The sequence below is a fragment of the Bacillus cereus group sp. MYBK195-1 genome (assembly GCF_051916605.1).
In the GTDB taxonomy this organism is placed as follows: Bacteria; Bacillota; Bacilli; order Bacillales; family Bacillaceae_G; genus Bacillus_A; species Bacillus_A cereus.
Genome location: NZ_JBQAGZ010000002.1, coordinates 484,269 through 497,778 on the forward strand (window position 1 = coordinate 484,269; position 13,510 = coordinate 497,778).

Consider the following 13,510-nt stretch of genomic DNA (forward strand, 5'->3'; position numbering starts at 1 on the left):
ATGATAGGAGTTTAGTAGCAAATAGTAGGTTTAGCAAGGAAGGGTAGAGGTAGTATGATTACAATTAAAACGAAAAATGAAATAGATTTGATGCATGAATCTGGAAAATTACTTGCTTCATGTCATAAAGAAATTGCGAAAATGATAAAGCCAGGTATAACGACACAAGAGATTGATACGTTTGTTGAAATGTATTTAAAAAAGCATGGTGCCACATCTGAACAGAAAGGTTACAACGGGTATCCATATGCGATATGTGCATCTGTAAACGATGAAATGTGTCATGCGTTTCCGGCCGATGTTCCTTTAACTGAGGGTAATATTGTAACAATTGACACGGTAGTAAACTTAAATGGGGGTCTTTCAGATTCTGCTTGGACGTATAGAGTTGGAAAAGTTTCTGATGAAGCAGAAAAGTTGTTGTTAGTAGCTGAGAATGCTTTGTATAAAGGGATTGATCAGGCGGTAATTGGTAATCATGTAGGAGACATTGGCTATGCAATTGAAAGTTATGTAACAAATGAAGGTTTTTCTGTCGCAAGAGACTTTACGGGACATGGGATTGGTAAAGAGATTCATGAAGAACCAGCAATTTTTCATTTTGGGAAACAAGGACAAGGACCTCAGTTACAAGAAGGAATGGTAATTACAATTGAACCGATTGTAAATATAGGTATGCGATATTCTAAAGTAGATTTAAATGGGTGGACTGTACGAACGATGGACGGGAAATTATCAGCTCAATATGAGCATACAATTGCGATTACAAAAGATGGGCCAATCATTTTAACGAAGTTGTAATTGGGAATGAAAGAGTTTGCAAAACTCGAACAAAAATAGTGGTTTTTAAAAATTTGTACGTGTTTTTTTGATAAATGCTTTTCAAAGCATAAAAAGTACGTTATAATCCTTCTATAAAATAAATAGTTAGCTACACTCATATAATCGCGGGGATATGGCCTGCAAGTTTCTACCGAAGTACCGTAAATACTTTGACTATGAGTGAGGACGAATATAATTGCTTGTTTAGCATTCTTTTTTTGCGAAACTCCAAAAGCGCGTCTCTCACTTGTAACGAGTGGTGGCGGCTTTTGGAGTTTTTTTATTGCATAAGAGGGGGAACAAACATGAAAGTATTACAAGAAAAGATTTTGAACGAAGGAAAGGTTTTATCTGGTGACGTATTAAAGGTAGATGCTTTTTTAAATCATCAAATTGATCCAGTACTTATGCAAGAAATCGGAAAAGAATTTGCTAAACGTTTTAAAGAAGAGAACATTACAAAAATCGTGACGATTGAATCTTCAGGCATTGCACCAGCGGTTATGGCTGCATTAGAGCTTGGTGTAAAAGTAATTTTTGCACGAAAACGTAAATCGTTAACGTTACAAGATAATATGTACGTTGCAAACGTATATTCATTTACAAAACAAGAAACAAATGAAATTTCATTATCTCGAAATCATATCGATGAAAATGATCGTGTATTAATCATCGATGACTTTTTAGCAAACGGTCAGGCTGCTTTAGGTTTAATGAGTTTAGTAGAGCAAGCTGGAGCGAGTATTGCAGGAATTGGAATTGTTATTGAAAAAGCATTTCAAGATGGAGGAAAGAAGCTTCGTGAACAAGGCGTTCGTGTTGAATCACTAGCAGAAATTGCATCACTTGATAACGGCACAGTTACATTTGTACAGCAAGAAACTGCGGAGGTGAAATAAACGATGAAGCAGCATCCATTTAAAATTGCATCGCTTGGTATGCAGCATATGCTTGCAATGTATGCTGGAGCAATTATCGTTCCGCTTATTGTGGGCGGTGGACTTGGTTTGAATCAAAAAGAGTTAACATATTTAGTCTCAATTGATTTATTAATGTGCGGCGTTGCGACAATTTTACAAGCATTATCAAATCGCTTTTTCGGTATTGGGCTTCCAGTTGTGCTTGGTTGTACATTTACAGCGGTTGGACCGATGATTGCAATCGGGAAACAATACGGCGTGTCTTCTATTTATGGAGCAATTATTGCTGCCGGGTTATTCGTTGTTATTTTTGCAAAATTATTTGGAAAGCTTGTAAAACTGTTTCCCCCTGTTGTAACAGGATCTGTCGTTACAGTAATTGGAGTTACACTTGTTCCAGCTGCTATTAATGATATGGCTGGCGGAGTAGGAAGCAAAGATTTCGGAAGTCTTGAAAACTTAGCGTTAGCATTTGGTGTGTTACTATTTATCATCATTATGTATCGTTTCTTCGACGGATTTATTCGTTCAATCTCTATTTTGCTAGGTTTATTGTTCGGTACAATCGTTGCAGCATTTATGGGGAAAGTAAGCTTGCAAGCAGTTGGAGAAGCAGATTGGTTCCATGGTATTCAGCCATTTTACTTCGGTACACCAACATTTGAATTGACGCCAATTATTACGATGATTTTAGTTGCTTGCGTAGGGATTGTAGAAGCAACAGGTGTATACTTTGCATTATCTGATATTTGCAATAAAAAGATTGGTGAAAAAGAATTAACAAAAGGCTATCGAGCAGAAGGATTAGCGATGGTGTTAGGTGGTATTTTCAACGCGTTCCCATATACAACATATTCTCAAAACGTAGGGCTTGTTCAATTAACTGGAGTAAGAAATCGCGTTATTATTTATACTTGTGGTGGTATGTTAATCGTTCTTGGATTCATTCCAAAAATCGCAGCTATTACAACGATCATTCCGAAATCAGTACTGGGCGGTGCGATGTTAGCAATGTTCGGTATGGTAATGGCATATGGTATTAAAATGTTAAGTAGCGTTGATTTTGGTAAACAAGAAAATTTATTAATCGTTGCATGTTCTGTCGGAATCGGACTTGGAGTTACAGTCGTTCCTACTTTATTCTCACAACTTCCTGAAAATATTCGTATTTTAACAGATAACGGAATTGTACTTGGAAGTGCGTCAGCAGTACTTTTAAATATCGTATTTAATATGGTGCCGCAGCGTAAAGTGAAAATAAAAGAAGAGCCGGTGTCTATGCAAAGTGCGGTAAGAGAAGCGTAAAAAAGCAAGGTCTCATTATGAGACCTTGCTTTTCTTTTTAAGTGGCATCATTTTTCCGTACGTACCAAGACGCCAAATGTACTCAAGTGGCCCGTATTGATAATGTGAAAGCCACCAGCGGCTAATAAAGATTTGTAACGTGTAGAAACTAATGCAGAATATTGGTCCAACCCATAATGGAGCAGGATAATAATTTTTAAGGAATAGACCAAATACAAGTAATGTAACAATTGTATGCGAGATGTAATTTGTTAATGCCATTCGTCCAACGTATTGGAATGGACGTAATAACGTTTGCCATTTTTCTTTTTGTAATAAACGCATTAGCGTGAAAATGTAGAATATGAATAACGTTTTTCCGCTAAACATTGTAAAGACCTGCATATAAATTGGTTCATAAAATGGTTTTGATAAGAAGTAACGGACCATGAAGAACCACATTGGTAATGTTAAAAGGAACATAATAATTTGCCATTTTTTAAGTTTTAGATCTAACTCTTTCGTGCGGCGGAAAATATCCTTTTTGCCGGCGTATAAACCAAGCAAAAATAGCCCAACTGTTTCTGGAAGCATAAGTAAATTTAATCCAATTCCATCAGCGTAAAATGCATGGAAACGATTTTGTATTTGTGACAGCCAATCTTCTAATGGCATGATAGGTAAGGAAAAACCTAGCTCTTCCTTTGGTACCAATGCAACTGTAATACCAGCCATTAGCATAATGAATTGAAAAATACTCAATAAAACGATAGCCCATATTAAAATAGTACGAGGTTCTCTCTTATAAAATAAAAATAAGAAAAATCCAGCAATCGCATAAGTATGTAAAATGTCTCCGTCCCATAAAAGAACGTAATGTAAGAAACCGAATAATAATAAAATAAGTAAGCGGCGAACAAATAAAATTTTCGGATGATCTGTTTTTGCTTCAGCACGAGTCATAAAAATGTAAAAGCCTAGGCCAAATAAAAACGAAAAGATAGTATAAAACTTTGTTTGAATAAACATATCGTAAAATAGACGGATATAGCTATCTAGCCCTTCATAAACTCCTGAAATATCACGTGAGTCAATCCCAGCGATAACAGGCCAGTTCACAAGAAAAATACCTAGTACAGCTATTCCTCTAATAATATCGATGGAGTGTATCCTCTCGCCTTGTGAAATATTTTGTGTCATTATTTTCCTCCCTGTTAAGTAATTCCCTTTTATTATACAAAATGTAAGATGGAGGGTATAGGGTGGATTTCCATTTTTTTTAACTATTAAGTTATGTAAGATGCGATATAATAAGAGGGCACAACAAGTTTTAACCTTTTTCAAAACAGGCAGTAAAGCTCCTTCTTATAAGGAGCTTTCTTTATGAAAAGTGTTGATAATGATTCTCTTTAATGATAAAATATATTTAAAATTGATAATCATTATCAAAAAGGTTGGTGTGTAAGTATGGTATATGCATTAGTAGCAGGTACAGTCGCTGTATATGCAGTTATTGCGAAGTATGTTTTAAATGGAGTAGGAACAGCAAAATGAGTGATATGACATAAAATCCCTTTCATTTGTAAAAAGAATGAAAGGGATTTTTTATTTTTAATGAGAATATGCTGAAAATTTAGTATGATAGTAAAGTGAAACTGTAATCAATGGGTAGGTGTAACTCTCACTGGTTATGAGCTCGCAAATAGCGGGGAAAAGTATATACATCTTGGATAAAGGGGAACAAGGGGATGACAAACATAGTACAGACAAACGGTATGAAAAAACTTGTTTGTTTTTATGAAGAGTGGCAAAAACACGGCGATGCAGAGAATAGTTTAAAGTTGTTTGAGGTGATTCAAAAATATAAACAAGAACAGCTTATGATAGCGTTCTGTGGTCACTTCTCTGCAGGGAAATCAACGATGATGAATCATCTATATAAAGCGCAGTTGTTACCAACAAGTCCAATTCCGACAAGCGCTAACGTTGTCAAAATTGAAAAAGGAATGGATCGTGTTGTTGTAACGGTTAAATCTGGAGAACAGTACGAGTATGACGGTGCATATTCAGCTGAAGAATTAAAACAAATTTGTAAAGATGGTGATGAGGTAATTGGTGTTCACATTTATCGGAATGATGCGCCAATTCCTGAAGGTGTTATGTTAGTAGATACACCAGGGATTGACTCAACAGATGATGCCCATCAATTAGCGACAGAATCAACGCTACATCTAGCAGACGTAATTTTTTATATGATGGATTATAATCACGTCCAATCGGAAGTGAATTTGCAATTTGTTAAAGAATTGAAACAACGTAATAAAACGGTTTATCTCGTTGTCAATCAAATAGATAAACATAAAGAAAATGAATTGTCGTTTGAGAATTATAAAGATAGTGTAAAGCAATCGTTCTCTAACTGGGATATTGAAGTAGATGGAGTATATTATACGTCATTACGAATGATGAACCATCCACATAATGAAATTGGAAGCTTAGAAACGTTAATTACTTCTATTATGAAAGAAAAAGAGCAGTATGTAAGGACTGGAATGGAGCGAGAAACAGAATATTTAATGGGGGAACATTTCTCGTTTATTGTTTCTGAAAATGAAAAAGCTCTTTTGAAATATGAGGAAGAGTTAGCATCACCACTTTCTATTTCAGAGGTAGTTGAAAAGAAGGAAGAGTTAACGGAAGCGAAAAATCGTGAGGCAAGTAAAGAGTCTCATGTGAGAAATGAATTTATAAAAGGCCTACAAGCTATATTAGATAACGCGTATTTAATGCCATTTGAAATGAGAGAATTGGCAAATGCGTACTTAGAAACGAAATTAACAAAGTTTAAAGTCGGTTTGCTATTTGCGAAAGGAAAGACGGAGCAAGAAAAACAAAGGCGTGTAGAGGCGTTTTATTCTGCCCTTCAAAAGACTGTTGAAACGCAGCTTGATTTTCATGTGAAGGAATTTATTGTAGCCTTCTTAAAAGAAGAAGGATTGTTCACGGAGGAAATTGGGAAAGACATATATGGGTTAGAAATTGCTTTCGGACCAGAAATGTTGGCTGAGGTAATTAAACAAGGCGCAGGTTTCACAGGTGATTACTTACTTCTTTATACAGCGGATGTAGCGAATGAACTAAAGAAGCGTTATTTTATAAAAGCACAGCAAATTTTTGATAAAAGTGCGGTTGTTTTAAAGCAAAAGGTGAGGGAAGCAGTTGCTCGTATTGAAGAAGAGATTGAAACATATACGATGTTGCAAACGGCGAAAGAAACACAATTACAATACAATAACAATTTGGCGACATATGAAGACTATTTACGAAATGTTTGGCACGATCATGTTGCTACGCCTGAAGGTTTGCAAATAGATGAGATATTGCAAAGGGAAAAGCAAATTGTTAGTGAGAAATTTACACTACAAGAGAAGGAAATCGTAAACGATAACGTAGCGATTCATGAAGAAGAGCTGAAAGGAACGGCGGCTTTAAATATTCAGCGGATATTAGAGAAAGTGAAAAAAGCTGAAACGATATTAGAGCCATTGCCAGCGCTGAAACATGTACAGCAAGAGGTAATAGAGAAAAGAAGACGTGTAGAAACAAAACAATTTACAGTAGCGTTATTCGGGGCATTTAGTGCTGGAAAATCATCATTTGCCAATGCCTTACTCGGTGAGAAAGTACTTCCTGTATCACCAAACCCGACGACGGCAACGATTAATCAAATTTTGCCGGTTACAGAGGAAAAACCACATGGAACAGTAATTGTTCAGTTTAAATCAAAGCAAGCGTTATTAGAAGATATGAAAGCTGTTTATAAGCTGTTTCATTATGAGATTGCTACGTTAGATGAAGCGTTAGCACAAATTGATAAAGTTATGAAATATCCTTCACCAACTGGGAAGCAAAAAACAACATTTAGCTTTTTACGAGCGGTACAAAAAGGGTATGATGCAGTTTCTACTTATTTAGGAGAACAAGTACAAGTTACATTAGAAGAGTTCTCTGATTATGTAGCGAATGAAGAGAAATCATGCTTCGTTGAGTATATGGAACTTTATTATGATTGTGCTTTAACAAGGCAGGGAGTAGCGCTTGTAGACACACCTGGAGCGGATTCTATCAATGCTCGCCATACGGATGTTGCATTCCAGTATATTAAAAACGCAGATGCTATTTTATTTGTAACATATTATAACCATGTATTCTCTCGTGCTGACCGTGAATTTTTAATTCAGCTTGGTCGTGTAAAGGATACTTTTTCCCTTGATAAAATGTTCTTCTTAATTAATGCTGCGGATTTAGCAGAGTCTGAAGAAGAACTTGAAATGGTAAAAGGTTATATCGCAGATCAGCTACTGCAATACGGTATTAGAAATCCGCGTTTATTTGCAATTTCAAGTTTATGTGCGCTTGAAGAGAAACAAGGAAAGAATGTTGAAAAAGAGAAGTATGGTATTTTACAAAACTCTGGGATTACTAAGTTTGAGGAATCATTTACGTCCTTTATGATGAGAGATTTAATGCTTGTTTCTGTGCATGCTCTATATGGTGCGTTGCAAGGGGCAGATCAGCTTTTAGTAAACATGATAAAGGGTGCAAAGCAGGGGAATGAAGAGAAAGAGAAGCAAACGAAAAAATATGAAGCAGAGCGTGATCAACTACTTCATATCATTTCTTCATATAGTGTACTTGCTGAAGAACAGGCGATGCAAAATGAAGTGAAAGAGTTGCTTTATTACGTGCAACAGCGTCTATTCCTACGCTATAACGATGTGTTTACTGAATTTATTAATCCGGCGGCACTTCGAACCGATGGAAATGTGAAAACACAATTGCAGCAGTGTGTTATGGAATTAGTAGCATTTATTCAGCATGATTTATTGCAAGAAATGCGTGCGACATCATTACGCCTTGAAAAATGGATAGACGAAGCGATGAAGCGTGCAAAAGACGAAATTGTAGTGAACTGTAAAGTAGAAAATGAATCAATTTCTATGAATGGAACAGTGGAGTATGAATATAAAGATATTACACATAAAGAACCCTTCCCTTCAGTTGAAATAAAAGATTTCAAAAAAGCATTGGCACATTTTAAAAATGAGAAAAGCTTTTTTGAAAAGAATGACAAAGCTTTTATGCAAGAAGACGCTAAATCTGTATTAGAACCGCTCGTATCAAACTATGTAGCTGATGAAAAACATTTATTTGTTCATCATTATAAGCAAGAGTGGGATATGAAGTGGAATTTATTCCAAAAAGTGATGCAGCAAGATGTGATGAACTATTATGAAAGTATATTGTTGGCATTGGCTGAAACGATCGATGTATCTCTATATGAACAAAGTAAAGAACAATTGCAAAAGCAGTTAGTAGAGATTGAAAAAGAAATTTATGTTATATAGTCGTTATGAGAAAAAGATTCGTTCAATTTTCTTTTGAAGTACAGTATCTAAAGATTTTACAAATCCAGCAAATTCATCGGTAGAAATCATATGAGTAAGAACGAGTCGTCTGCCATCTGGTGTTTCACCGCATAAGACGAATGAAGAAAATTCATATGTTTTGTTTTCAACTACTAATTTTGGATAGGAATACGTGTCGCTTTTCTTCTTCTTTCCATCAATAGAGATGACGTTGCATTTTTTCTCATTGTTGTCCATGGTGAATCCCTCCTTTCTATTACTTATGGTAGACAAGGAGGGTTTAGAACAATAGAAAAGGGGGAATTTTTTATGTCTGTTGTAATAGAACGTATTCCAAAAGAGGCTATACCGAAGGCTTTATTGTTACTTGCTGATCCAAGTGAACGGCAAATAGCTACATATGTACAAAGAGGATTAACATACGTAGCTAAGCAGGGGGGGAGCGTTATCGGTGTATATGTTCTTTTGGAAACAAGGCCAAAGACGATGGAAATCATGAATATTGCGGTTGTAGAACATTTACAAGGAACAGGGATTGGGAAGAAGCTATTAAGGCATGCTGTAGAAACTGCTAAAGGATATGGTATGTCAAAACTTGAAGTTGGTACAGGCAATTCTAGTGTTTCACAACTTGCTTTATATCAAAAATGTGGATTTCGTATTTTTTCTATTGATTTTGATTACTTTTCGAAGCATTATGAAGAAGAGATTATTGAAAATGGGATTGTATGTCGTGATATGATCCGGCTTGCAATGGAATTGAATAAAAACGTATAACTATTTAGGGGGAAGAGAAGATGGAAGTACATAAAGCAATTACAGCACATTCTCGTAAACAAAATGAAAGCGTAAAAGCATGTTTACAATTAGATGCACAGCGTGAAGCAGCTATTGAAGCTGCCGTATCTCTTGCGTCAAATGGGAAAGAATTTTCGGTTGATGTCATTAATTTTGTAACGAAGCAAATTAATGATCTTGCAAAAAATGGTGTTACCTTGCAGCGTAAATATGTTACAGAAGAAATGGTTATGGAGTATGTAAGTCGTTTGAAAGAGAAAGAAGGTCGTTAAAGATGATAGTTACAGTCGAATGGTTACGTGAGCATATAGAAGATGAGAATGTCCGTATAATCGATTGTCGTTTTGATTTAGCGAATCCTAATTGGGGTAGAGAAAAGTATGAAGAAGGACATATTCCTCATGCGTTATATTTTGATTTGAATTTAGATTTATCAAGTCCTATAGCAGAACATGGTGGCCGCCATCCTTTACCAAATATTGAGGAGTTTGCAGACAAGCTTTCGAAGGCTGGTATTGATGAACATACGACAGTAATTGCGTATGACAGTCAAGCTGGTGCAAATGCTGCTCGTTTATGGTGGTTATGTAACTATGTAGGACATGAGAAAGTATATATATTAGATGGTGGTTTCCCTGCTTGGAAAGAGAATGGACTACCGACAACAGCGGAAATTCCTGTTGCTATACGAAAAACATTCAAAGCTAATATACAAGATCATATGCTTGTAACGATGGAAACGGTCAGAGAGAATATCCGTGCAGGTGCGGATGTTACATTAATTGATTCAAGAGAGCCGAAACGTTATGCTGGTGTAGAGGAACTTGTCGATCATAAAGCAGGACATATTCCAACAGCGGTAAACCATTTTTGGAAGGATGGAATGTTGCAATCAGGACAATTTAAGAATAAAGCTGGGCAACAAGAACGATTCCAAAATCTGTCGAAAGATAAGGAAACCATTGTATATTGTGGTTCTGGTGTTACGGCATGTCCAAATATCGTTGCATTAAAATTGGCTGGATTCCAAAATGTTAAATTGTATGCAGGTAGCTGGAGTGATTGGATTTCTTATCCAGAAAATCAAATTGCAAAAGAAGAAGATTAATCACTTGCATGCAAAAATAATTTGTATTAAAATAAGGTCACAAGCAAGAGATTGCTCGAAAAACTTTGTATTTTACACATTGGAAACAATGTGATAATATAACGACAAGTAAATAATACATCCTGCGGTGTGCGTAACTTATTTATGTCTAAAACCGATGTTAGTTATACGGAAGCTCAATATTTAGCGACCATCATCAAGCCTTCCTTGTGGAGGAAGATGTACGGTAACTGTGAGGGCATCCACCTGCGAGTAGCGGGTTTTTGGACATTTACGAGGAGCGGCACGTGCGGGGGTCTTATTTCAACTAACCTTATATAAAATTCCTACGGTGTACGTAGCTTATGCATGTCTTAAACCAATAAGTTTAATATGGAAGCTCAATATTTAAATGTAGCTAACATGCCATCTTTTTAAGAAGGAAGTTACAAACATTTGTGAGAGCATCCACCTGTGAGAGCAGGTTTATGGACATCTAGAGAGAACGGCATATGTGGGGCTATATAAAAACCTTACGTTTTATACGTAAGGTTTTTTTGTTGCATAGATATATTAATATTATCTTGATTCACCTGTGAAGTTTCCGTAATAAATGTAGCACTTTCTGTCTTCATCAATCTCTCTTGAATCTAAGGAGAATTCCATAGACATGCCGTCTCGCTGAATATATATAATATCTGAATGAAGAGATGGTAAAATTTCTTCGTAGTTCCATACATCTTGACTATCTACTAAGCTTGAACTCGTTTCACTTAGTTCTCTAATTTCAAAACCGATGTGGGAGTATGTAGGGTCTGAAGGGTCATTGGCGAAAACTTCTTTTTGAATATAAATAACTACTGTTCCGTCTGGATCAACCGAAGTTGCAGTAACAACATAAGTATTTTTCTCTTTAATAAAATATTCACAAGTCATGCGTGCGATAATTTCAGAATTAGAAATATTGGCGTAGTTCCATAAAGCAGGATACCCTTTCGTTTCATCATTAAGTCGATATTCTAAGCGCATTTTTATACCTCTTCTTCCTTTTTCTTCTACTTTATCATGCCATCCTATATAATAGGAATAGAAATTAAAAAGGGGAGTGCGAAGGTGACAAAAACGAAATGGCTAGTAGGTGGTGTCGTAACGTCTTTAATGACTGGCACTTTATTTGGTTGCGCACAAGATCTTCCCCCAAAACCGAATGATAATAGTTGTTCTGATTGGGATTGGGATGATGAACTTGGGGTATGGCAGTGTGATGATAGTAGTTCAGGTTATCGTGGGCATTATTTCTATGGTGGGCGATACTATCAAAATAAATCCACTTTTAAAAATTCATCGGCGTTTAAATCGTATCAATCGTCTGCTGAATTTAAAGGTGGAATTGGAAGCGGTTCAAAGGGAGGATTTGGGGGATAAAATATGTCGCAATACATAAGGGATCGAAAAGAGTTTTATTTGAAATATCCAAATTTTTGGTCGAATTTATATGAATGTGAGTATAGTTTGTTTCATGTTTTTTCTATAACAAATCAGACTATGAAGCAATTACAATTAGCGACTGAACGAATGGGAAAAATATTTTTTAAGACTGCTAGACTGCTGCGTAATTTAAGTGACGAACAGCTTCTTGAGCTTGGTTTTCCATCCGCGAGTTTATCATTCATTAGAATGAAAGGGCTTTATCCTGAATCTGTAATTTCGCGATTTGATTTTGCTGTAACAGAGGATAACCAAATCAAAATGCTTGAGTTTAATAGTGATACACCAACTTTTATTGTGGAATGCTTTCAAATGAATGGGAAAGTATGTGAAAATCTAGGTTATGATGATCCAAACTCGGATCAAGAACGATTGCTATCTTCTGGTGTTACGAAAGCCGTAATGGAAGCGACAAAGGGATTAGACAATCCAAATGTTGTTTTTACAGCACATCATGAACATATTGAGGATTGGAATACGACTATGTATTTGAGTCAGTTATGCCATGTGGAAAATAAAGTAGTGCCAATGTCAGAACTTAGAATTACAAAAGATGCTCTAATCGATAAAGATGGGGCGAAGATTGACGTTTTATATCGCCAAACATATCCGATAGAAGATTTAATTGAGGATCGAGATCCTGAAACAGGAGATTTGGTAGGTGTGGAATTGTTGCAACTTGTAAAGGCCGGAAAGCTTTTTATAATAAATCCTTTGTCAGCATTTTTACTTCAGCCAAAATCAATTCAGTGTCTTATTTGGGGGTTAGCAGAAGAAGAGGCCTTTTATACAAATGAGGAACAACAGTGGATTAAAGAATATATGTTACCTACATATTTAGAACCAGATTTATTTTTAGGAAAAGGTTCTTTCGTTCAAAAACCTTCATTTGGTAGAGAAGGAGATACAATTACGATTCGTGATAAGGACGAAAATATTATGCTTCAAAATGCACATCAAACATATAAAAAGTCACTGCCAATATTTCAAAAGTATACAGAACTTCCAGTCGTATCCTTGGAAACAGAAAAAGGGATGGAGAAACTGTCGTATGTGTTTGGTTCTTTTTTAATTGCTGGAAAAGCGAGTAGTATCGGTATTCGCGCGGGAGAAAAGATTACAGGAAATGAATCGTACTATTTACCGGTAGGTATAAAAAGGAGGGGGAAAAATGATTAATTTTTTATTATATTTAGCAGTAACACTTGGACTTTTATGTATTGGTCTGTTCTTGATGGAAGTGACAACGAAAGTTAAGGAATTTAAGTTAATGGCTCAAGGGAATAAGGCGGTAAGCTATGTGCTTGGAGGGCGATTACTTGGGTTAGCTATCGTTTTATATTCGACAGCAGCTAATTCAATTTCACTTCTTGATATGATTTCGTGGGGAGCAGTTGGGATTTTGGCTCAAATTATCGTCTTTTATTTAGCTGAGTGGCTTACACCACGCTTTAATATAAACAAAAGTCTTGAAGAAGATAATCAAGCAGTCGGTCTTTTTCTTATGTTTTTATCGCTTTCAATTGGGATTGTAATCGCTGGTTGTATAACTTATTAAAAACTTTACGTTTAAACGTAAAGTTTTTTATTTTATACCGCTATTTGCCGGGCAGCCCGATTGGTGAGGGCTAATAATCAGTGGCGGATGAACAAAACCCCCACTGATTAAAGTTTCACTTTAT

13 protein-coding genes, 2 other RNA genes and 1 riboswitch are annotated in these 13,510 nt (G+C 35.9%); of the genes, 12 read left to right on the forward strand and 3 right to left on the reverse strand.

The window, feature by feature from the left end; translation table 11 throughout:
• Positions 1 to 54 precede the first annotated feature (54 nt).
• The 3 genes from ACTFRY_RS12215 (at position 55) to pbuX (ending at position 3,047) form a co-directional block, all read left to right on the forward strand.
• Positions 55 to 801, forward strand: coding sequence for a type I methionyl aminopeptidase (locus tag ACTFRY_RS12215; protein ID WP_000628415.1), 747 nt, complete (start codon positions 55 to 57; stop codon positions 799 to 801).
• A gap of 116 nt (positions 802 to 917) precedes the next feature.
• Positions 918 to 1,019: riboswitch (purine riboswitch) on the forward strand.
• 108 nt (positions 1,020 to 1,127) lie between these two features.
• Entirely contained in the window at positions 1,128 to 1,721 is a 594-nt protein-coding gene (locus ACTFRY_RS12220) for a xanthine phosphoribosyltransferase (protein WP_000866483.1), read from the forward strand.
• A 3-nt stretch (positions 1,722 to 1,724) separates the two neighbouring features.
• Complete coding sequence (pbuX, locus tag ACTFRY_RS12225) at positions 1,725 to 3,047, forward strand: xanthine permease PbuX (protein ID WP_000809219.1); 1,323 nt, start codon at positions 1,725 to 1,727, stop codon at positions 3,045 to 3,047.
• Positions 3,048 to 3,062: 15 nt separating this feature from the next.
• Here the strand turns inward: pbuX and ACTFRY_RS12230 are convergent, their stop codons facing one another.
• On the reverse strand, positions 3,063 to 4,226 hold the full coding sequence (locus ACTFRY_RS12230; RefSeq protein ID WP_098616271.1) for a DUF418 domain-containing protein: 1,164 nt from the start codon (positions 4,224 to 4,226) through the stop codon (positions 3,063 to 3,065).
• Positions 4,227 to 4,774: 548 nt separating this feature from the next.
• Between ACTFRY_RS12230 and ACTFRY_RS12235 the strand changes: the two genes are divergently transcribed.
• Positions 4,775 to 8,434 (forward strand): dynamin family protein, encoded by a 3,660-nt coding sequence (locus tag ACTFRY_RS12235; RefSeq protein ID WP_098616270.1) that lies wholly within the window; start codon positions 4,775 to 4,777, stop codon positions 8,432 to 8,434.
• A gap of 3 nt (positions 8,435 to 8,437) precedes the next feature.
• On the opposite strand, the gene ACTFRY_RS12240 is transcribed toward ACTFRY_RS12235, so the two are convergent.
• The gene (locus ACTFRY_RS12240; protein WP_000369740.1) at positions 8,438 to 8,692 is read right to left on the reverse strand and encodes a DUF3931 domain-containing protein; all 255 of its coding nucleotides are present in this window, start codon (positions 8,690 to 8,692) and stop codon (positions 8,438 to 8,440) included.
• 72 nt (positions 8,693 to 8,764) lie between these two features.
• On the opposite strand from ACTFRY_RS12240, the gene ACTFRY_RS12245 reads away from it, so the two are divergent.
• From ACTFRY_RS12245 to ssrS (ACTFRY_RS12265), 5 genes are all read left to right on the forward strand, one after another.
• Positions 8,765 to 9,232, forward strand: coding sequence for a GNAT family N-acetyltransferase (locus tag ACTFRY_RS12245; protein ID WP_000117687.1), 468 nt, complete (start codon positions 8,765 to 8,767; stop codon positions 9,230 to 9,232).
• Positions 9,233 to 9,252: 20 nt separating this feature from the next.
• Positions 9,253 to 9,525, forward strand: a complete 273-nt coding sequence (locus ACTFRY_RS12250; protein WP_000451810.1) for a YpbS family protein — start codon at positions 9,253 to 9,255, stop codon at positions 9,523 to 9,525.
• 2 nt (positions 9,526 to 9,527) lie between these two features.
• A complete protein-coding gene (locus ACTFRY_RS12255; protein ID WP_000637562.1) occupies positions 9,528 to 10,361 on the forward strand; it encodes a sulfurtransferase in 834 nt (277 codons plus the stop codon).
• Between the two features lie 116 nt (positions 10,362 to 10,477).
• Positions 10,478 to 10,660: non-coding RNA, 6S RNA (gene ssrS / locus ACTFRY_RS12260), on the forward strand.
• 21 nt (positions 10,661 to 10,681) lie between these two features.
• Positions 10,682 to 10,865, forward strand: a non-coding RNA gene (gene ssrS / locus ACTFRY_RS12265) — 6S RNA.
• Between the two features lie 54 nt (positions 10,866 to 10,919).
• Here the strand turns inward: ssrS (ACTFRY_RS12265) and ACTFRY_RS12270 are convergent.
• Positions 10,920 to 11,369, reverse strand: a complete 450-nt coding sequence (locus tag ACTFRY_RS12270; protein WP_086392164.1) for a hypothetical protein — start codon at positions 11,367 to 11,369, stop codon at positions 10,920 to 10,922.
• A gap of 84 nt (positions 11,370 to 11,453) precedes the next feature.
• Between ACTFRY_RS12270 and ACTFRY_RS12275 the strand changes: the two genes are divergently transcribed.
• From ACTFRY_RS12275 to ACTFRY_RS12285, 3 genes are read left to right on the forward strand one after another with little or no spacing between them, the layout of a single operon-like run.
• Complete coding sequence (locus tag ACTFRY_RS12275) at positions 11,454 to 11,765, forward strand: hypothetical protein (protein WP_000169030.1); 312 nt, start codon at positions 11,454 to 11,456, stop codon at positions 11,763 to 11,765.
• Positions 11,766 to 11,768: 3 nt separating this feature from the next.
• Positions 11,769 to 13,007, forward strand: coding sequence for a glutathionylspermidine synthase family protein (locus ACTFRY_RS12280; protein WP_098616269.1), 1,239 nt, complete (start codon positions 11,769 to 11,771; stop codon positions 13,005 to 13,007).
• The gene (locus ACTFRY_RS12285; RefSeq protein WP_000606857.1) at positions 13,000 to 13,386 is read left to right on the forward strand and encodes a DUF350 domain-containing protein; all 387 of its coding nucleotides are present in this window, start codon (positions 13,000 to 13,002) and stop codon (positions 13,384 to 13,386) included. The genes ACTFRY_RS12280 and ACTFRY_RS12285 overlap by 8 nt, the downstream gene beginning before the upstream one ends.
• Positions 13,387 to 13,510: the final 124 nt, after the last annotated feature.

What these genes read in the sequence shown, in the direction of transcription:
- ACTFRY_RS12215 (WP_000628415.1), top strand. Translation starts at nt 55, where the DNA reads ATGATTACAATTAAAACGAAAAATGAAATAGATTTGATGCATGAATCT.
- ACTFRY_RS12220 (WP_000866483.1), top strand. Translation starts at nt 1,128, where the DNA reads ATGAAAGTATTACAAGAAAAGATTTTGAACGAAGGAAAGGTTTTATCT.
- pbuX (WP_000809219.1), top strand. Translation starts at nt 1,725, where the DNA reads ATGAAGCAGCATCCATTTAAAATTGCATCGCTTGGTATGCAGCATATG.
- ACTFRY_RS12230 (WP_098616271.1), bottom strand. Translation starts at nt 4,226, where the DNA reads ATGACACAAAATATTTCACAAGGCGAGAGGATACACTCCATCGATATT.
- ACTFRY_RS12235 (WP_098616270.1), top strand. Translation starts at nt 4,775, where the DNA reads ATGACAAACATAGTACAGACAAACGGTATGAAAAAACTTGTTTGTTTT.
- ACTFRY_RS12240 (WP_000369740.1), bottom strand. Translation starts at nt 8,692, where the DNA reads ATGGACAACAATGAGAAAAAATGCAACGTCATCTCTATTGATGGAAAG.
- ACTFRY_RS12245 (WP_000117687.1), top strand. Translation starts at nt 8,765, where the DNA reads ATGTCTGTTGTAATAGAACGTATTCCAAAAGAGGCTATACCGAAGGCT.
- ACTFRY_RS12250 (WP_000451810.1), top strand. Translation starts at nt 9,253, where the DNA reads ATGGAAGTACATAAAGCAATTACAGCACATTCTCGTAAACAAAATGAA.
- ACTFRY_RS12255 (WP_000637562.1), top strand. Translation starts at nt 9,528, where the DNA reads ATGATAGTTACAGTCGAATGGTTACGTGAGCATATAGAAGATGAGAAT.
- ACTFRY_RS12270 (WP_086392164.1), bottom strand. Translation starts at nt 11,369, where the DNA reads ATGCGCTTAGAATATCGACTTAATGATGAAACGAAAGGGTATCCTGCT.
- ACTFRY_RS12280 (WP_098616269.1), top strand. Translation starts at nt 11,769, where the DNA reads ATGTCGCAATACATAAGGGATCGAAAAGAGTTTTATTTGAAATATCCA.
- ACTFRY_RS12285 (WP_000606857.1), top strand. Translation starts at nt 13,000, where the DNA reads ATGATTAATTTTTTATTATATTTAGCAGTAACACTTGGACTTTTATGT.